Origin of the sequence: Vibrio sp. HENC-03 (genome assembly GCF_000305755.2) — a bacterium.
Taxonomy (GTDB): domain Bacteria; phylum Pseudomonadota; class Gammaproteobacteria; order Enterobacterales; family Vibrionaceae; genus Vibrio; species Vibrio owensii.
Window position 1 is genome coordinate 173,182 of the sequence record NZ_JH976122.1, and the last position, 18,338, is coordinate 191,519.

At 45.9% G+C, this 18,338-nt stretch carries 17 protein-coding genes; 6 read left to right on the plus strand and 11 right to left on the minus strand.

What is annotated here, in order from left to right; translation table 11 throughout:
• Nucleotides 1-189: 189 nt before the first annotated feature.
• Nucleotides 190-342, plus strand: a complete 153-nt coding sequence (locus tag VCHENC03_RS27790) for a hypothetical protein (RefSeq protein ID WP_009705794.1) — start codon at nt 190-192, stop codon at nt 340-342.
• A 69-nt stretch (nt 343-411) separates the two neighbouring features.
• Here the strand turns inward: VCHENC03_RS27790 and VCHENC03_RS14300 are convergent, their stop codons facing one another.
• From VCHENC03_RS14300 to VCHENC03_RS14265, 8 genes are all read right to left on the minus strand, one after another.
• Nucleotides 412-1,020 carry a CDP-alcohol phosphatidyltransferase family protein gene (locus tag VCHENC03_RS14300; protein ID WP_009705795.1) on the minus strand — a complete coding sequence of 203 codons (609 nt, stop codon included), beginning with the start codon at nt 1,018-1,020 and terminating at the stop codon, nt 412-414.
• Nucleotides 1,013-1,660, minus strand: a complete 648-nt coding sequence (locus VCHENC03_RS14295) for an ATP-binding cassette domain-containing protein (protein ID WP_009705796.1) — start codon at nt 1,658-1,660, stop codon at nt 1,013-1,015. Before VCHENC03_RS14295 ends, VCHENC03_RS14300 begins: the two co-directional genes overlap by 8 nt.
• Nucleotides 1,626-3,335, minus strand: coding sequence for an ABC transporter permease (locus tag VCHENC03_RS14290; RefSeq protein ID WP_032802680.1), 1,710 nt, complete (start codon nt 3,333-3,335; stop codon nt 1,626-1,628). The genes VCHENC03_RS14295 and VCHENC03_RS14290 overlap by 35 nt, the downstream gene beginning before the upstream one ends.
• A 9-nt stretch (nt 3,336-3,344) precedes the next feature.
• The gene (locus VCHENC03_RS14285) at nt 3,345-4,502 is read right to left on the minus strand and encodes an ABC transporter substrate-binding protein (protein WP_009705798.1); all 1,158 of its coding nucleotides are present in this window, start codon (nt 4,500-4,502) and stop codon (nt 3,345-3,347) included.
• Nucleotides 4,503-4,839: 337 nt separating this feature from the next.
• Nucleotides 4,840-5,517 (minus strand): TVP38/TMEM64 family protein, encoded by a 678-nt coding sequence (locus VCHENC03_RS14280; protein WP_009705799.1) that lies wholly within the window; start codon nt 5,515-5,517, stop codon nt 4,840-4,842.
• Between the two features lie 69 nt (nt 5,518-5,586).
• Nucleotides 5,587-6,357 carry a (Fe-S)-binding protein gene (locus VCHENC03_RS14275; protein WP_032802681.1) on the minus strand — a complete coding sequence of 257 codons (771 nt, stop codon included), beginning with the start codon at nt 6,355-6,357 and terminating at the stop codon, nt 5,587-5,589.
• Entirely contained in the window at nt 6,354-8,150 is a 1,797-nt protein-coding gene (locus tag VCHENC03_RS14270; RefSeq protein WP_009705801.1) for an FAD-dependent oxidoreductase, read from the minus strand. The genes VCHENC03_RS14275 and VCHENC03_RS14270 overlap by 4 nt, the downstream gene beginning before the upstream one ends.
• 21 nt (nt 8,151-8,171) lie before the next feature.
• Nucleotides 8,172-9,155, minus strand: coding sequence for a sulfurtransferase (locus tag VCHENC03_RS14265; protein ID WP_009705802.1), 984 nt, complete (start codon nt 9,153-9,155; stop codon nt 8,172-8,174).
• 306 nt (nt 9,156-9,461) lie between these two features.
• Here VCHENC03_RS14265 and VCHENC03_RS14260 point away from each other — a divergent pair, with 306 nt between their 5' ends.
• The 4 genes from VCHENC03_RS14260 (at nt 9,462) to VCHENC03_RS14245 (ending at nt 14,508) form a co-directional block, all read left to right on the plus strand.
• Nucleotides 9,462-11,267 carry a sensor histidine kinase gene (locus VCHENC03_RS14260; RefSeq protein WP_032802684.1) on the plus strand — a complete coding sequence of 602 codons (1,806 nt, stop codon included), beginning with the start codon at nt 9,462-9,464 and terminating at the stop codon, nt 11,265-11,267.
• Nucleotides 11,257-11,853, plus strand: a complete 597-nt coding sequence (locus VCHENC03_RS14255) for a response regulator transcription factor (RefSeq protein WP_005442298.1) — start codon at nt 11,257-11,259, stop codon at nt 11,851-11,853. Before VCHENC03_RS14260 ends, VCHENC03_RS14255 begins: the two co-directional genes overlap by 11 nt.
• Before the next feature lie 167 nt (nt 11,854-12,020).
• Nucleotides 12,021-12,689, plus strand: a complete 669-nt coding sequence (locus VCHENC03_RS14250) for a hypothetical protein (RefSeq protein WP_009705804.1) — start codon at nt 12,021-12,023, stop codon at nt 12,687-12,689.
• Between the two features lie 328 nt (nt 12,690-13,017).
• Entirely contained in the window at nt 13,018-14,508 is a 1,491-nt protein-coding gene (locus VCHENC03_RS14245; protein ID WP_009705805.1) for a SulP family inorganic anion transporter, read from the plus strand.
• 106 nt (nt 14,509-14,614) lie between these two features.
• On the opposite strand, the gene VCHENC03_RS14240 is transcribed toward VCHENC03_RS14245, so the two are convergent.
• A complete protein-coding gene (locus VCHENC03_RS14240; protein WP_009705806.1) occupies nt 14,615-15,061 on the minus strand; it encodes an META domain-containing protein in 447 nt (148 codons plus the stop codon).
• A 220-nt stretch (nt 15,062-15,281) separates the two neighbouring features.
• Between VCHENC03_RS14240 and VCHENC03_RS0125750 the strand changes: the two genes are divergently transcribed.
• A complete protein-coding gene (locus VCHENC03_RS0125750) occupies nt 15,282-15,530 on the plus strand; it encodes a DUF1289 domain-containing protein (protein WP_020194912.1) in 249 nt (82 codons plus the stop codon).
• A 227-nt stretch (nt 15,531-15,757) separates the two neighbouring features.
• Here the strand turns inward: VCHENC03_RS0125750 and VCHENC03_RS14235 are convergent, their stop codons facing one another.
• Both VCHENC03_RS14235 and ushA read right to left on the minus strand, forming a co-directional pair.
• On the minus strand, nt 15,758-15,979 hold the full coding sequence (locus VCHENC03_RS14235; RefSeq protein ID WP_009705808.1) for a hypothetical protein: 222 nt from the start codon (nt 15,977-15,979) through the stop codon (nt 15,758-15,760).
• Between the two features lie 446 nt (nt 15,980-16,425).
• Nucleotides 16,426-18,129: a bifunctional UDP-sugar hydrolase/5'-nucleotidase UshA gene (ushA, locus tag VCHENC03_RS14230; protein WP_009705810.1), complete on the minus strand. Its 1,704-nt coding sequence runs from the start codon at nt 18,127-18,129 to the stop codon at nt 16,426-16,428.
• Nucleotides 18,130-18,338 lie beyond the last annotated feature (209 nt).

The window sequence follows — 18,338 nt, forward strand, 5'->3', positions numbered from 1 at the left end:
CCATTGACGACGATCAAGTGACACAACAGAACTGTGATACAAACAAGTGCAACTGATTGAACTTAAGAGCTAGGAGTGAGAGATTCAGCCTCTGCAAATAATATTATTCGAAATTGAATTTTTTCCGTTGACCTGAAGTTAACTTTAGCTTTTATCCTCCACCTGTAAAACACGTCAGGAGGATAGGGTATGCATAATAACTACATTAAAGAATTGGCCGTAAAGAGCTACCAAGAGGACCTGCAAAAAGAGTATTACTGCACTAAGCAGCGGACGTGGCATTTTCCGAGTTTTGTCTCTGGAATTGTGGTGACGCTGGTGGTGAGTGGGGTGCTTTATTGAGGGGGGATTGAAAAGAGATTCCCGACTGCATTCCTTCGTTGCAATCAGGAATCTCTCTTGAAGTTTTGTTTACGGCTTCAGCGTATGAAACCCGGAGTAAATGCGCGTAAATGTAGTAAACCAACACGCTGCACCAAAGATGTACGCAATGATGGAAAAATGTTGTGGGAACAAACAGAACAGCACGAAGCAACCGATGGTCTCTGTGCCTTCTGTTAGGCCGCTCATGTAGTACAGAGATTTGTGCTTGTAGACTGGATTATCGATACCACGTTTACCCGCCATGATCGCGAAAGCTAAGAAGCTGCTTCCTGTACCAATAAACGAGAAGATCAAGAACGCGCCCGCGACAGCGTTTTGTTCTGGGTTTGCTAGTACAAAGCCAAATGGAATCAAAGAATAGAACAAGAAGTCTAGGCTTATATCAAGGAAGCCGCCCGCATCGGTGATGCCTTGAATCCTCGCTAAAGCGCCATCCAATCCATCACAGATTCGATTTAGCAGAATAAACGCTAATGCAAGCGTGTATTGCTCTGCCATCAATGCAGGTAATGCAAAACAGCCAAGGGCGAAGCCAAACAATGTGGTTTGGTTAGCTGTCACGCCACATTTATCAATAAGTTTTGCGCTCTGTGCCAATGGCCACTTGATGATTTTGGTACTCAGGCTATCAAGCATGACTTGTCTCCCAAGGCCAGTTCAGGCAGCGACTGCCCTCAGGAATATCGTCTTCATCGTGCGTCACCATTAAAGCAGGAATATTGGCTTGTTGAAGTTGCTCCACAACCCAATTGCGAAACTGTACGCGCAGATCTTTATCTAACTTGCTGTATGGCTCATCGAGTAGGGCAACTTTCGGTTTTGCCAACAACATGCGAGTGAGAGCAATACGTGCGCGCTGGCCACCTGAGATTTGATCAGGGAAAGACTCAGCAAGTTTAGTTAGCGAGATGTGCTTCAAAGCCTGCATCGCACGCTCTTTGCGCTCTGCGCCTTTGATTGAATCGGGTAGCGCGAAGGCCAGATTCTCCCACACGGTGAGGTGCGGGAAGAGCAAGTCATCTTGGAACAGAATACCCACCTGACGTTTGTGTGCAGGTAAAGCATCCAGCTTTTCGTTATCGAGCGTGATTGAGCCTGAATAGTCGAACTCGGAAGACAGGTGACCAGCAATCGCATCCAACAAGGTGGATTTTCCGCAGCCGCTTGGCCCCATCAGGGTAACAATTTCACCTTTCTTTACGGTCATGTTGAACGCAGAGAAAAGTGTGTCGCCATTGGTTTTACGGATGGCGAGGTTTTCGAGACAAAGACTCATTCGGTAGTAAACCTTTAATAGACAACCGGCGATACTTAACGTGTAAACGACTAAGTAGAATCGCAAAAGAGAAGAACATTAACGGCAAGAGCGCTTGCCAAATTGCGTAAATCGCGGTGACACGACGGTCGAAGCCACTTGAGAGGGCTACCGCTTCTGTTGTTATTGTGCTGATGCGACCTGCGCCCAGCACGAGTGTTGGTAGGTATTGCGCCAAGCTCACACTAATTCCCACTGCCCAAGCAAAGGCAATGGCAGGCAGAAGAATCGGCAACTTCACTTTCAACCAAGCTTGCATTGGTGATTTACCAAGGCTAAGAGCGACACGAGTCAAACCGTTGTCGAAGCTGCGCCAAGGCCCATCCAATGACAGGTAAACAAATGGGAAAGCGAAGAATACATGTGCCCAGCATACCCAGAAGAAATACGCATTGCTGTCGAGATACAGAGTGGCAACTTGCATACCAAACAACACAGAAAGCTGTGGGATCAACATAGGTACAGCGATGATGTAACCCGGCACCTGCCATCGGTAACGTAGGCGGTACTCATGAGCGATCAGCGCCAATACAAGGGCAATAGATGCACTGATAACTGCAATCAACATGCTTTGTTCTAGCGTGCCAAGAATGCTTTGCCACTCGTATTCCCAAAAACGTAAGCTATAACGGCTTGGTAATAAGTCAGGGAAACGCCAACGCTGTGCAAAGCTCCACACCACCATTAAGGGCACCATTAACAGTGCGAGTAGAGCAATCATAGAGAACAAGGTCTTACCCGGTAAGCGGAAGCCGCTACGGCCGGAGTATTGCCAGCGTTTAAAGCCTTTGGTCACGCTCCACTCGACGAGTCGTGCAAAACCAATCAAAAGGCTTGCAATAGCAAATAGCACCACCGCACCTGCCGCTGCTCTTGGTAGGAGTGACAAATCAGGGTCGTTAAACCACTGCCATACCAACACTGCAAAAGTAGGTGGGTTTGTTGGACCGATAATTAGCGCCACATCAACAACCGACAAGCTGTAAGCCAGAACGGCCAACATTGGGAAACGCAGCTTCGCTAACCATTGTGGGAAAACGCATTTCCACCATGCTTGCGCGGAACTGTAACCCATCGAATGGCTGACTTTTTCAATCTTCTCAACTTTTAATTGCTGAAGAATAGGAATGCTCATCAACAATAAAAACGGCACTTCTTTAATAGCAAGCATGACGATCAACCCCAGTGCATGTGGGTCTTTGATCAACAACGCTAAGTCATTCACTGTTTGCGCATTTGGATCGTAACCAAACAATTGATTGAGAACACGAACGCCCATACCTGTTGGTGCGAATAGAAAAGCGAAGCCGATAGCAAACGCGACATGCGGCATAGCAAGAAGAGGGGAAAGACTCATTTCAATCTTGCGCCAGAACTTGCTGCCCCATGAGGCTTGAAGAATTGCGAAAGTGATCAAACAAGCAAGGTAGCTGCTGAAAATGGCGGAATAGAAAGTCAGTCCAATCGACGTCCACACACCTTCCCAGTCAAACACAGCATGAAAGCCATCCAGTGAAAAGTGGTGTAAACCGATAGGTGGGACATAGCCGAGCGCAGACACCACCACCCCGAGTAGCCCCGGGATGGTCGGTAATATACAAACTGCGATAATAACTAGATACAGCGCTCTTAACATGGGTGTTTATTAATTTCCGTAGCGTTTCAGCCATTCTTTTTCTAACGCTGCTTGCCAACTTGGGTGTGGCTCCGCGATAGATTTGAACTGTTGGGTATTTTTAGCCGTGCCGGTTAGGTACTGGCTGCTTAGCACTGAAGGATCACCCCAGATGTTGATGTCACCTTTGCGAGATTGTGCTTCAGGGCTTAATAAAAAGTTTATAGCAACTTGCGCGCCTGCACTGGCATTTGCGTTCCAAGGAATCGCTAAGAAGTGGATGTTCGACAGTGCCCCAGCGTCCATCGCGTATGCTTTGGTGCTTTCTGCTAGATTGCCGCTTGATTGTGCTGAGTAAACTGCGTTCGGGTTGAACGTTACCGCTAGGTCAATCTGACCATCATCTAGCAGCTGTACGGTTTCTGCTGTTCCGCCAGGGAATTGTTTACCGCCGCGCCATGCAACAGAGTGGAATTCATCTAAGTAAGTCCATAGAGGTTGCGTAACGGTTTTGAATGCTTCGTCGGTCACTGGTTTTTGCAGTGCAGGATCGTTGTTACTTAACTCAATGAGTAGAGATTTAATGAAGCTAGTGCCATGGAACTCTGGTGGGCGAGGGTAAGTAAGGCGGTTAGGAAACGCTTTTGCGTAACTTAGCATTTCTGCGTACGAGCTTGGCGGGTTATTTAGCGTCTCTTCGTCGTAGATAAAAACAAGTTGACCGACACCCCATGGCGCTTCAAGGCCATCAGTCGGTTCTGAAAAATCAACATCTACCGGTAGTGTTTTGTCGACATATTGCCAACTTGGTAGACCGTCAACAAAAGGACCAAACAGCAGTTGGTTGTCTTTCATTGATTTAAAGTTTTCACCATTAATCCAAACCATATCTACGCTGCCACCGCTGTTCTTCCCTGCGGCTTTTTCTGCGATAAGACGAGTGGTGGTTTCAGAAATGTCGGTGACTTTTACGTGGTTAAGCGTCACGTTGTAGCGAGATTTAAGCTCTTGGCCTGCCCATTGGATATAGCGGTTGATCTCTTGACTACCACCCCAAGCATGGAAATAAACAGTCTGACCGTCGGCTTGTTGTTCGATTTTTTGCCATTCTTCGGAGTGAGAAGTGGCATAAGAGGAGGTGGCAAAAGTGGTGGCTAAAATGCCAATGGTGCTAAGTAGCTTTTTCATACGTAATCCGTGTTTCTTTATCTTTGTTTTCATTTTGGAGCTTTGTTCGCCTATGTGATGAAAAACGTCTATTTTCGATACTCAACATAGGGGTATAAACAGGCTGAACGCTCCGTTCCCTCTACATGGATAGTAATCTATCTCGCTTTATTATCAACGCGAATTTGATAATAGTTTCATAGAATTATTCGCCTTGTGAGGTCATACCAATTCACGTCAGTTTTTGGTTTTAAAAGTCGCCAAAAGAGGCACAAACTGTGAGCAAATTAGTAAGAATGAAAAGAGTGCAACTCCCGATAAGTCGCACTCTTTTGGCGTCAATAATGGATAGACCGGATTACTTCGCTAATTCTTCCATGTTGATGCCTTTTTTCTTCGCGATGAATTTTGGAATCAGAGACATGCCAAACAAGATAAGACCCGCAACCGCAAACTTCACTAGTAGCATCGCAGACACGCCGTTTGTTGCAATATCACCCGCCATGTAAGCGAAGATGAATGCGCCTGGTGCCATTGTTAGTAGAGAAACCAGAGCGTAAGTACCTAGGTTTAGGCTCGTTAGACCGTAAGCGTAGTTCTGTAGGCTGAATGGGAATACAGGTACTAGACGCGTTAGGATCAAGAAGCTTGTACCGTTTGCTGCTACGCCATCGTCGATTTTCTTGAAGATTGGGTTATCGCCAAACTTCTTCATGATGGTGTTTCGAAGCAGGAAGCGCGCCACGATGAATGCCGCCACCGCGCCAAGCGTTGCAGAGAACAGCGCTAAGATACCGCCTTTGATTGGGCCAAATACGATCCCCGCTACGATGGTGAACGCACTGCCCGGTAGTAGGAAAACACACGCAAATACGAATGCTGCTACGAATACTGCGTAACCCCAAACGCCAAAGCTTGCGATCCAATCTTGTAGGCTCTTGATGTCTGTGATGATTTCAAGGATGCCAGTTTGTTTTGCTGCAAATAGAGCGAGAGCGATAACAGCAACAATAAGAGCGATTTTTACGAATTTCATAAGTTCAACTTCACTTAAACCTAATAATTAAAAAGATGTAGCTACAAAAACGTAGCTACAGAGACACATCTACACAGACATACACTTGATTAGGCCCGCTTTAGATTTGTAGCGGTTGAACCAAGCTTTCACAGGGCTAGCGAGCACGTTTACTGGCGGCTCATCACCTTGCATGATTACAGGGCCGAACATCAGATCCAGAATGTGCCAAGATTTCGTACCAACACCCATCATGGATGCGCGACAAGCTGAGCAGTAAACCACAACGTAGTCTGTCTCAAACTCTTCCACGCGGCGTTTGATTACGCGTGTTGCGACGTCTGGGTTTGCTGGCACTACCATGCCGCCGAAACCACAACAGCGTGTGTTTTCACGTGTGTGTTCTGGTTCTGAGGTTTTGTATCCAAGCTCGCTCAAGATCCAGCGGATACCGTCTTGCAGTTCTTTTTCGTAGCGAGTAGAACAAGAGTCGTGAATGGTAAATACCACGTCACTGTTTTTCGCTTTACCGCGTAGCGCTTCTGGCAGACCGATTTCTGGAAGCAGTTTCCACAATGAAACCGGTTTTTGTGTGCCACCAGATTTCTTGATCATGCCGTAGCAGCTTTGGCACGCCACAATGACTTCTTGTGCGTCTAGCTTATCGAAGTCCGCTTGAAGCTGGCCGTAACGCTCTTTGAACTTCTCAGTCTGACCGATAGCAGCGGTTGGTTTACCACAACACTTCTGCACTGCGCCCATGTCTGGGTACACTTCTTTTAAGTAGCTCGCAATTGCTGCTACGCCTTCAGGTGAGTAGGATGGCAAGCTGCATCCTGGCATAAATACTTTATTACTCATTTTGTCGATACCGCTCGTTTTGCCATAGTGAAGATTTTTGAGAAGCCCAGCTTCTGGTGCATGTTGATTGCTTTGTGTCCCGGCATTGGTGATTCACCATTGTTTGCCTTAACAAAGTCCGCACGTGCGCCTAAGAACATTTCCTTCATTGGGAAGTCTTTCGGACATACGATGGTGCACTGGTCACAGGCGTTACATGAGTAAGCCATCAATGGGTCCATTGACTTGTTGTTCACGAAGTCAGAGAAGATGGTCTTCGGACAGTCACTGAAGTCGTTCATCATGATGCACTCGGTCATACATAGCTTGCAGCTACATTGCAGACAGCGAGAGGCTTCTTGTTTGATTTGTTCTTCAGTAAAGCCTAAATCCACTTGTGCAAAATCTTGCTTACGCTCTTCCGCGTTACGCAATTCACCGTGTAGGCGAGGGGTATCTACCGTACCTTTTGGTAGTGGCACGTCTAGACGAGATGAGTAGCTGTATTCTTGCTCGAAGTCGCGACCTTCAGTCAGTGGGCGAGTCGTTAGGAAACGCTCAACACTCATTGCGGCTTTGCGACCTAATGCCATCGCTTCAATCACGATGTTACCGCCACACGCGTCACCGGCTACGAAGACGTCTTCTAGGCTCGATGCTAGTGTTTGTTTATCGACAACGTAACGGCCGCCGCGAGTTTGTTCTAGCGCGCCGCCAGTGATGTCAGCCACTACTTGACCCGTAGCGAAAACAACCGTATCCACAGAGATAGTTTTGCTTTCTTCGCTGTACTGAGGCGCAAAGTTGCCTTGCTCATCAAAGATAGACACTACTTTCTTGATAGTGATGCCGGTTACTTTGCCGTTTTCATGTTCGATAGCAACTGGGCCCCAACCTGCGTTGAACTCGACGCCTTCTTCTAGCGACTCGTCGATTTCGATTTGGCTTGCAGGTAGATTCTCTAGGCTCTCAAGCGAACATTGGTAAACTTCGCTTGCACCGATACGCCATGAAGAGCGCGCACAGTCCATCGCAACGTCACCACCGCCGATAACCATCACGCGTTTGCCTGCACGTGGGAATTGGCGAGTTTCAGAAATCTCTTTCAAGTACTCAACCGCAGAGAATACGCCATCGTTGTCGTGACCTGGTAATGGAATGATAGAGCCTACGTGTGCACCGTGAGCCAGAATCACAGCATCGTGTTCGCTACGTAGAGTGTCGAAGCTGATGTCTTTGCCGATTTCAACACCGAAACGAGTCGTCACACCTAGCATTGCTAAGTAGCTGTATTCGAAGTCGATAACGTCGCGTGGTAGACGGTATTCAGGGATACCCACACGCATCATGCCGCCGTATACGTCTAGCTTTTCGTAAATCGTTACTTCGTGGCCTTGACGGCGAAGCTCGATAGCGGCTTGTGCGCCAGCAGGGCCTGCACCCACAATCGCGATGTGCTTGTTGGTTAGGGGCGCAATGTTAAGGTCCCAATGATCTTGGTTATCCAGTTTTTCTGCAACGAAGCGTTTGATGCCTGCAACGCTGATTGGCTGACCGAATTCAGTGTTACGACGACAAGAAGCCTCACAAGGGTGTGCACAGATGCGGCCAAGCGTTTGAGGTAGGAATAGTTTGCTGCGGATCAGATCCAAAGCACCTTGGAAATCACCTTCGCCTGCCATGCGAACGTATTGTTTTACGTCTGTGTGCATTGGACATGCGGTTTGGCATGCCGGATCGGCATCACCCATACAGCCATCGACAATCATTTGCGCGGTGTCGTATAGCTTTTGACTAAAAATTACATTGTTCATTAACTGCGGTTTCCGTGTTGATTAGCTCTTGCCGTTGATAACGTTCACTTCAGGATTCTTCTGCTCGTAGTGAGCATGGCTGTACTCGATCCATGAGCCGTCGTAGTTGTAGACGCCTTCTGCACCTAATACTTCAGTAAGAATCATGGTGGTGTGGGCAGAGCGAACACCAGATTGGCAGTAAGCGATAACTTTCTTGCCTTTGATGATGTCGCCGTAAAGGGCTTGCAGTTCTTCTGCTGATTTCAGCGTTGTGTCTTCGTTCAACGCTTTGGTCCAGTTAATGTGAACACTGCTTGGGATAGTGCCCGGACCGTATGCGCCAGACACCGCTACTTCACCGCTAAATTCGTCGTTGCCGCGCGTATCTAGGATCACCCAATCAGGGTTGTTTTGCGCTGCGATAACCATATCCAGCGTTGCTAGTGTGTTGTTGTCTTGTTTTGTATTCGGAGCTTTGTATTCAACCGCTGCAACGCTTTGGTTTGCAGAGCCAGTTGGGAAACCTGCGCCCATCCAAGCGTTTAAGCCACCGTCTAGGTAACGAACGTCTTGGTGACCAAGGTTATGGATTTGCCAGTAAAGACGTGCAGCATCGTGGTGAGAGCCTGCCGCGTAAACGACGATTGTGCTGTCAGTGGTTGCGCCAAAGCTACCTAAGATGGTTTCCATCTCTTCTGTGCTGTTGCTCATACCGCCGAAATCGTAAACGCCTTCCGCCGCAGAGTAATCGTTACGCCACATAGTGTAAGAACCAGAGATAGGGCTGTCTGGCTTGATAGGGTTTAGCGCGCCGATCACAACTACGTCTTTATCACTGTCCATCAGTGATTTCAGTTGTTGTGCAGAGATGAAATGCTCTGGGTGAGCGTATTCAGTGAACTTTTGCTCTTGTGCTGCGGCATCCACTGTCACTGCTTCAGCTGAGAACATCGTATTGTAAGCTGAGTAGCCAACAGCTGCGACAGCCGCCAACACACCCAACGCAATCGTCGATTTTTTCATGAGTTGCTTCCATATTTTAATTTAAAGTTTTCCTGACGAGTCATTTCGCTCGGCAGTTAGAATTTTTGCAGCTAGGAAGAAGACGCATGAACTTTGTAATTTTTCATAAGTGTTCATGGTGTATTAACACTCTTAAAGAGTGCATTCGCATCTAGCCCTTTGTTGGTAGGCATTTTGAGGAAATCGATACTTAGGGGGTATTGTGGTTTCCCACAATAATGAATCCGAATTGATCTAAAGCAACAAACTGATAGGGGGATGTGATGGTAAAATGTGCTACAAACAAATTTTCATATTATTTATTAAGTGATTAATAACCATTCTCATAAATTCGTCCGGTTGATACTCCTTGTTTCCCTTTTCTTCTCTTCTTTTAGTTTTTCGGACGAGCAAAAAACACAAAGAATGATTTATGACGTCGGTGTATTAGCACTGCGCGGGCACGCACATGCGCGAGAAGCATGGCAACCGACTTTGGATTGGTTAGAGGCTCAAAATCCCGGTTATAAATTCAACTTACATACTTACGACTTTGACCAACTCGAAGACGCGTTTTTGCACGGTTGGCTCGATTTCATCCTGACCAGTCCGGGGCAGGCGACCAAGCTTGCTCGCGAGTACCCAATCAACTGGTTAGCAACGCAGAAAACTGCCTACAGTAACTTGCCGAACAAATCGATCGCATCTGTTGTGGTGGTGCGTGAAGCTTCACCGTACAAAACGCTACGTGACATCAATAAAGCGAACGTTGCGGCAGTATCAGAAAAAGCGTTTGGTGGATTCTTAGCCCTGCGTTACGAGCTCGATAAATTGGGTTACTTCAACTCTTCTTTTTTCGAAAAGATCCATTTTACCGGCCCGCCGACTGATCAACTGATTTTGGACGTGATAAAGAATGATCTCGATGTCGCGATCGTGCCAGCTTGTACTCTGGAGAACATGGCGAAAGAGGGGCGTATTCAGCTGCATAACTTGCGCGTTCTAAATGAAAAGCGTCCCGCCGATTCTGTTTGTGCGGTGAGTACACCTTTGTACCCAAACTGGACGATGGCAATGACAGAGCGAGCACCTGCGGATGTGGGGCAAATGGTGGCGCAAACCTTATTCGCAATGCCTGAAGAGCACCCTGCAGCGATTGCTGCGAATAACGTGGGGTGGATGTTGCCAGCGCCGAGCATCAATGTCGATAAAGTCTACAAGCACTTAGACATGCACCCATTACAAAAATCTTGGGGACAAAAAGCACAAGAGTGGCTGCATAAGAACCAAGCGATTGCGATGGCCTCTTTGCTGACTTTGTTGCTATTAACGGGCTATCACTTCTGGTTGGAGTGGAAATTCAAACGCAGCCGAGAAGAGCTGCAAGCAACGATGAACGACTTGCGTCGTAAGAGCTCGATGCTTGAACATGCTCAGCGAATTACCATTGTTGGTGAGCTAGGAAGTAGCCTCGCGCATGAAATCAATCAACCGCTTGCAGCCATCAAGAATTACAGTCAGGGCGCGAAAGTGCGAATGGAGCGGGGCGCGACAGCAGAAGAAATGTCGCCAATCCTAGATAAGATTCAGCAACAAGTTACCTCCGCGAGCGATATTATTCAGCGTCTTCGTAGCTTGATAAACAAAACGCCGATTGAAAAGAGCTGGGTAGATTTACCTTTCTTAATCGAAGAAGCGATGAAGCTGGTGGATTACGAATTTCAGCGTCATCGTATCCAACTTGGTGTGCTGTACTCCGGCGAACCGCAAAAAGTGTTTGCCGACGTTACCGGTTTGCAGCAAGTCATTCTTAACGTTCTGAACAATGCCAAAGACGCCTGTTTGAGCCATTCACCGAAACGAAAAGATTTGTATGTGGATCTGCACGTCAGTTTTTGTGATGAGATGGTCATCATTGATGTGACCGATAACGGCATTGGTATCGAAGAAGAGAGCACGCCACTTGATCAAGCCTTCTACACCACCAAAGAGAATGGGCTGGGGTTGGGTTTGGCGATTTGTCGTGATGTGCTTGATGCCCACCAAGGCAGCATTCAATTTAGGTCAATTGAGCCAACGGGGTGTCAGGTGACCATTGTATTACCGTATCAGGAGGCTTGTCATGAGTCGTAACCTTTGTCCGCTCTATATCGTTGATGATGAAGAGCCAGTATTGGAATCCATGGCATTTATGTTGGAAAGCTATGGTTATGAGGTTGAGACTTTCTCTAGCGGGATGGCGTTTCTCGATAATGCCGATTTATCATCACCCGGTTGCGTTTTGCTTGATAGCCGCATGCCAGAGATGCGAGGCCAAGATGTTCACCACTTTATGAACGAGAAGTTTAGTCCAATCAGTGTGATTTACCTGACAGGGCATGGCGATATCCCGATGGCAGTGGATGCGCTCAAAGATGGTGCGTTAGATTTCTTCCAAAAGCCGGTTGATGGCAACGCTCTGGTGGTCGCCGTAGACGATGCGATGGCACAGTCGATCAAAAACTGTGAAAAGCTCGGAGCAAAACAAGTTCTACAGAATCTGACTAAGCGCGAAAGAGAAGTGCTTGGCTTAGTGGTGAAAGGGATGAAAAACCAAGAGATGGCGGATTTGTTGTGTGTTTCTCTGCGAACAATTGAAGTGCACCGTTCTAACGTGATGAAGAAACTCGAAGCGGAAAGCCTTGCTGTACTGATTCGTAAAGTTGGACATTTAATCTAACAAAGTCGTATTCGCTGAACAAAGCGCATGATTGTGGGTAAATGAATCTATTCAGATCGAAGTAATTACGGTAACTCAATGATAATTAGGGAAAGGTTTGCTCATTTAGTATCTGGAAGATAACATCAGTAACCAGAATAAACCTTACTCTTAATTAGAATCCAACTATGTTTGTCGATACCGTTAAAAGCGCTTTCTCTTCATTGAGTGAAAATAAACAGGCTATTGCGAAAGCAACGGCGTTACCCATTCTCCTTTCTTTGATGCTGGATCTTGTACTGAACTCAGCGCAAGGGGATGTCGCTCCTATTCTTGTTCAGATCTTGATGGCTCTTTTATCTGCAATCGTTGCCATCAACGTTCACAGCATCATTTTGAAAGGCCCTCAGTCTGTGCCACAGTGGGGACGTTTCACGTTTGGAAAAATCGAAATGTGGTTTATCGGCCACTACTTGGCCATGACGGTGGCGGTGGTCGCAGTGGCTGCGATTTTCGCGATGATTAATCTTATCCTTGCAGCTATCGCGCTATTAGCGTTAAGCGTTGTGTGTTGTCGATTAGTCTTGGTTTTTCCTGCCATCGCGATTGGTAAAGGTGTTTCTTTTCCTTACGCGTGGAATCTTACTAAAGGCCATACCTGGTACATGATGAGCGTTGTGGTTATTGTGCCGCTTCTGTTTGGTTTGGCTATGTCTCCACTTGCGTTTTTACAGCTTCCTTTCTTGATGAGTCTTTTAAGCTTCTTCGTCACGATTGTTGGTATTGCCATTCTTTCCAAAGCTTATGAGCAATTAAGTGGCTTTGATGGAGAAGGTTACTCTCAGCAGTCATTCTAAAATCGGTTTTTGCGATAATCCCTTATCCTGTAAGGCATAGAGATGATAAGAACGCTTCCTTTGTGAGGCGTTTTTTTGTGGCTTTCTGTAGGATTATTGACTTCGTTTTGTAAGAATTGATTACAATTTACATTTTTATAGTGATATAAAGCACACTTCTTTTGAGGGGATCACTCGCTGTTTGTCCTCATTTTTCGGCTCATCAACAGGAAAAGGAAGGTGCTTTTTGCTCATTAGTCCGCCTTAGAACGATCTCTCAGATGCGTTTGCATCACTCCCTTCACCGTGCGCAATGCACCAACTAAGGCAATACGTTTATGAGAGATTTATGTTTAAATTTACAAAAGATACTTGGTTCAACAATATTAAAGGAGATTGTTTATCAGGAGTTGTTGTAGCGCTGGCACTGATACCAGAAGCTATCGCATTCTCTATTATCGCGGGACTTGACCCTAAAGTTGGTCTATACGCCTCGTTTTCAATATGTGTCGTTATTGCGTTCACAGGCTCAAGGTCCGGAATGATTTCCGCGGCGACAGGAGCGATGGCGCTATTAATGACCACCTTAGTCAAAGATCATGGTTTGCAGTATCTGTTAGCGGCTTCTTTTTTCGCTGGCGTACTTCAATTATTGATTGGGTATTTGAGACTAGGGGACCTAATGCGTTTTGTATCCAAGTCGATCATGACGGGGTTCGTTAACGCTTTGGCTATCTTGATCTTTATGGCTCAACTGCCTGAACTGACGAACGTTTCTTGGCCAGTTTATGCGCTGACTGCGTTAGGATTAGCCATTATTTATCTGTTTCCATACTTACCTAAAATCGGAAAAATGCTGCCTTCTCCATTGGTGTGCATTATCTCGGTGACGGTGATTGCGTTGATGTTTGATATCGATATCCGAACAGTTGGAGATATGGGGGATTTGCCCGATTCGCTCCCTGTGTTCATGATTCCCGATATTCCCTTCAACCTTGAAACGCTCCAAATAATTTTCCCGTATTCGTTAGCACTCGCCATTGTTGGTGTGCTGGAGTCTCTTATGACGGCATCGATCGTTGATGAGCTCACTGATACGGAAAGCGAAAAGAATGATGAGTGTAAAGGGCAGGGCATTGCGAATATGGTGGCGTCACTGTTTGGTGGCATGGCCGGATGCGCGATGATTGGTCAATCGATGATCAACATTCAATCTGGTGGTAGAACACGTTTGTCTACGCTTTGTGCGGGTGTGTTTTTGCTGATTATGGTGGTGTTCTTAGGAGATTACCTTAAGCAAATACCGATGGCTGCTTTGGTTGCTGTGATGATCATGGTTTCTATCAGTACGTTTTCTTGGTGCTCTCTTGCTGAGATGCGTAAGCACAGTTTACCAACTAACGTGATCATGGTGTCCACCGTCATTGCTGTTGTTGCGACTCATAACCTCGCAATTGGCGTGTTAGTCGGCGTTTTACTTGCGTGTGTGTTTTACGTGAATCAAAGTCGCACCTTAATGAAGGTATCGGATGAGGTCATCATTGATAATGACCATACGATTCACAAAGTACACGGCCAAATCTTTTTCGCTTCTGCTTACAGCTTTACCGATATGTTTGATTTCGAGAATGCGACTAAGTACATCACGATAGATTTATCCGATGCGCACTTTTGGGATATCACGGCAATATCTGCATTAGATAAAGCGATCATCAAGTTCCGAAAAGGTGGTTCTATTGTCGCTGTGAGAGGAATGAATGAAGCAACGCTGGATATGATTGATCGCCATGCGATTTATGATGATCCGGAAAAGCTTGCTAAACAAGGTATGGGACACTAGAAACAAAAAAAGCAGCCAAAAGGCTGCTTTTTTAGGGACTTGTGTATGTAGAAGCGATTGGTCTGCACATTAAGGCTTTAAACCCGCTCTAAAACTCAAGTTATGATTAGTTTACCCACTCACGCAGTGTGAACGTTAGTTCGTGATCTGCGCTTTTAAGTACTAGACCTTGGTCAGTCAGAGTAACGTCGCTCCAATCAGAAAGCGTTTCAGACATTACTTTTTCAATCTTCATTTGATCGCCTACACACATCATCATGGTCATGCCCATTTTTTCAATGCGTAGTTGGTTGTCTTTCAGTTCAGCTTGACCGAAGAAGTTGTTACAACCTGCGTTGCCGTTCGCCGTTAGGTTTTCACCGATTTCTAGACGAGGGGCTTTTTGTTGTTCTTCCAATGCGATGTTTTTGCCATCGATTTGAACCAGCTCCCAGTTATGGTGCTGTAGATCCTGAGCCGTAATTTCTTTCACATTATCACCGTTGCTAGCGCATGCAGTCATTAGAACTGGAAGAGAGATTGCTGCTACTAACGTTTTTAGGCTAAGCTTCATTTTATTGACTCCGTTTTTAGAAAACGTGGTAAGTATAGGTAATAAAACACTGTTTTTGTCAGCATACGGTTATGGTTTCGTATGTTTTTAAACACAGCGTATTTTATAACAGAGATCCCATTCCCGGTATTGAAATTCACAGAAAACTTCGAAATTTCTTACAGTTATTCGACTATAAGCGAATCGGATCTTGATGAGATAACCAAAGAACGGGTTGAGCATGGAGCAACTGGAGTTTTTTACCGTCCCAAGTCCTTGTGTCGGAGTGTGTACCTCAGACGAAAAGGGCTATTGCAAAGGATGTATGCGTAAAAGAGAAGAGCGATTTAATTGGCTGAGCTTTACCCCAGCGCAGCAATTGCACGTGATTAAGTTGTGCCGTCAGCGTTATAGAAGAAAAGTACTGGCAGGGAAGGGGAAAGCAGAGCTGCCTAAAGATGATTTGTCACCGCAACAAGATTTGTTCTGATGGTTGGGATTTGGTTTTCACTATTTAAACTGTCATATCTATTCGTCGGCTGAGCACCTATTCTATCGGCTTAGCTAACCAATTTATCGACGTTACCCAGTTTATCGACTTATTTACCTATTGATTGTCCAGTTTAACAACTATTCCCGGCCCAGTCTGAGAGGCTCATCCGTAAGAGCCGGGAAGTTCCTATCCATTTTCTCGCCCAAAAGAGTGAGCGTTTGGCGTTATTTTAAAGACCATTGGTCGCTTACCCAGCCTCCTGCTTGTTCGTCGAAGTGACTCCCGGCAAAGCGGTGGTTTTGTTCAACCTCTAGTTTACTCGCTGGCATTTCATCCATCAGTCGGTGGATATAGTTTGCCATTGGATCAGTACATGATTCGCGCTCTCTACGAGTAACCACTTCTTTAATTAATTGCAGTCTATAGCTGTTGCTGGCTCGTTTCATTTTTGACCTCCAGAACTCGATGGCAGCAGTTTGAACACATTGGCGTTCATATCGCTGCTCATTGGCGTGACCGTAGAAGCCCATCGCCTTCGTTTGAAGTCTGAGAGACAAATTGTTTGAGAGCAGTGTTTGTAACGCCATTCACGTCTTTCTCAGAATCATTGGCTGCATGAATCATAAATGACTCCAAAAACTCAGTTAATGAATCTGCATATTTGAAAGACCTTATCAAACATAGAAGCCGCACACAGGGGCGTCAATAACACAAATGAACATTTTTTGAACGATTTGTGAAGGTGGCGTTTTATCAGAGATTTAGCGCCAATAAAAAAACCGGAGCCACTTGGGCTCCGGTTGGTCTTAGAGTCAGTCTGACACGCCTTTGTTTCGATTGTTATGCAACCGAATGGCTGTCAACGTCTAAGTGTAGACAATGTCTAGATAGATTAGCTACCAGAAGCAGGACAACCTTTCACTGATTGACCGTTGCTGAAGTACTGGATGTTGCCTAGGTTTTTCTTGAAATCATCTGCTGAAATCTGAGGGTTCTTAGCAAAGAACTCACGTAGCACATAAGCATCTGTTAGCTGAGTAGATTCAACATCAATGATCGGGTAGTCATCGCCGCCCGCTGCGCTGAAGCTGATTACAGAGAAGGTGTACGTCGCTGCTGGATCGAAAGCTTTATTGTTGATTTCAGTAATCGTTACGTCACTTTCGTCACAGTTAACAGATAGTTTGATGTTATCCAGTTGAGCGTAAGCACCAGAACCCGCTGACTTAGTTGCAACTACGTCTAGGTACTCTTTCACTTCTGCACCCGTCATGGTCGCTTTAGTTACGAAGTTACCAAAAGGTTGTACCGTTAGTACGTCGCGGTAAGTAATGTCGCCAGTTTGGATTGAATCACGCACACCACCTGAGTTCATTACACCGAAGTCAGCGTTAACTAGCTCATAAGTACGGTACGCTTCACCCAGTAGGTGACCAAGGTTAGTTTGCTCAGAACGAACAACACTACGGTCACCTTCAAGTTTACCGTCAGTTGCTGAGATCACTTCATCTAGCAGGTCTTGACCTTGTTGTTGGTAAGGTAGAAGGATCGATTTCACTGTCGCATCGTGCTTGATGTATTCACCGATAACTTCATCGTTATCATCAAGAAGGTTCACAGGGATCAGAGCGTAGTTCGCTAGGTGAAGTTTGCCATCGTAGTATTCGAAGTCTGCACGACCTACGTATTTACCCCACTCATGCGCTTGCATGATGTAAGTACCGTTTTGTTGATCTGGCGTACAGTCATCACCTGGTTTGAAGTCAGCGTAGTTATTGGTACCTGGCTCCATACATACAGGGTTTTGAGAGTGGCCACCGATGATTGCGTCTAGCTCACCTTCTTCAAGAGAACGTGCAAGTAGAACATCACCAGGTGCTTCGCTGCCGTGTTGACCATCTTGGTAGTGGCCCATGTGAGTTGTAGCGAATACTAGGTCAACTTTTTCGTTTGCTTCGATTTCTGCAAGTACTTTTTGGATTTCAACTTGTGGATCTTCGAAGTAGATATCAGCAACGTTGTCTGGGTTTACCAGTTTCGCTGTGTCTTTTGTTGTAAGACCGATTACCGCTACTTTAAGGCCGTTAATCGTGAATACTTTGTAAGGAGCGAAGTAACGCTCGTCAGTTACTTTACCGTCTGCATCTTTCTTGTAGATGTTCGCTGCTAGCATAGGGAAGTCTGCTAGCTCAGCTTGCATGTCTAGAACATCTAGAGAGTTATCGAATTCGTGGTTACCCACTGCCATTGCATCGTAACCAATAAGGTTCATACCTACGAAGTCTGGTACTGCATCTTGCATATCTGACTCTGGTACACCTGTGTTGATGTCACCACCAGATAGAAGAATACTCTCACCGCCGTTTGCAGCAACTTCTGCACGAATAGACTCGATAAGCGTTTTACGAGCAGCCATGCCGTACTCGCCATCACTGTTGTGCCAGAAACGACCGTGGTTATCGTTAGTGTGTAGAACCGTGAACTTAGTACATGAGTCTGCTGTGTCACAGGTCACTGGAGAGTTGTCGCTGTCTGAGCCACATCCTGCTAGCGCAGCGCCGACCGAAAGTACCAAAAGGGATTTGGAAAACTTCATAAGGGATCCTTTCTTTGTGATTTTGTTATTGTTACGGCGTGCAATATACGGAAATAGTGTGAAACTTTAGTGATCTACTTCTTATTTATAGTTTTGTTGAATAAGGGAAATTACGGCACTGCAAAGCATGTCGATAAATAAACAGAAATCGTATTTAGTAAAGGTTTGATCCATTATTGAATTAAAAGTGTGAGCGGTTTAATTGAATG

Coding starts and splice junctions, on each gene's coding strand:
- VCHENC03_RS0125750 (WP_020194912.1), top strand. CDS start 15,282: ATGGAGCAACTGGAGTTTTTTACCGTCCCAAGTCCTTGTGTCGGAGTG.
- VCHENC03_RS14270 (WP_009705801.1), bottom strand. CDS start 8,150: ATGAACAATGTAATTTTTAGTCAAAAGCTATACGACACCGCGCAAATG.
- VCHENC03_RS14300 (WP_009705795.1), bottom strand. CDS start 1,020: ATGCTTGATAGCCTGAGTACCAAAATCATCAAGTGGCCATTGGCACAG.
- VCHENC03_RS14290 (WP_032802680.1), bottom strand. CDS start 3,335: ATGTTAAGAGCGCTGTATCTAGTTATTATCGCAGTTTGTATATTACCG.
- VCHENC03_RS14265 (WP_009705802.1), bottom strand. CDS start 9,155: ATGAAAAAATCGACGATTGCGTTGGGTGTGTTGGCGGCTGTCGCAGCT.
- VCHENC03_RS14240 (WP_009705806.1), bottom strand. CDS start 15,061: ATGAAGCTTAGCCTAAAAACGTTAGTAGCAGCAATCTCTCTTCCAGTT.
- VCHENC03_RS14285 (WP_009705798.1), bottom strand. CDS start 4,502: ATGAAAAAGCTACTTAGCACCATTGGCATTTTAGCCACCACTTTTGCC.
- VCHENC03_RS27790 (WP_009705794.1), top strand. CDS start 190: ATGCATAATAACTACATTAAAGAATTGGCCGTAAAGAGCTACCAAGAG.
- VCHENC03_RS14245 (WP_009705805.1), top strand. CDS start 13,018: ATGTTTAAATTTACAAAAGATACTTGGTTCAACAATATTAAAGGAGAT.
- VCHENC03_RS14250 (WP_009705804.1), top strand. CDS start 12,021: ATGTTTGTCGATACCGTTAAAAGCGCTTTCTCTTCATTGAGTGAAAAT.
- ushA (WP_009705810.1), bottom strand. CDS start 18,129: ATGAAGTTTTCCAAATCCCTTTTGGTACTTTCGGTCGGCGCTGCGCTA.
- VCHENC03_RS14295 (WP_009705796.1), bottom strand. CDS start 1,660: ATGAGTCTTTGTCTCGAAAACCTCGCCATCCGTAAAACCAATGGCGAC.
- VCHENC03_RS14275 (WP_032802681.1), bottom strand. CDS start 6,357: ATGAGTAATAAAGTATTTATGCCAGGATGCAGCTTGCCATCCTACTCA.
- VCHENC03_RS14280 (WP_009705799.1), bottom strand. CDS start 5,517: ATGAAATTCGTAAAAATCGCTCTTATTGTTGCTGTTATCGCTCTCGCT.
- VCHENC03_RS14255 (WP_005442298.1), top strand. CDS start 11,257: ATGAGTCGTAACCTTTGTCCGCTCTATATCGTTGATGATGAAGAGCCA.
- VCHENC03_RS14235 (WP_009705808.1), bottom strand. CDS start 15,979: ATGAAACGAGCCAGCAACAGCTATAGACTGCAATTAATTAAAGAAGTG.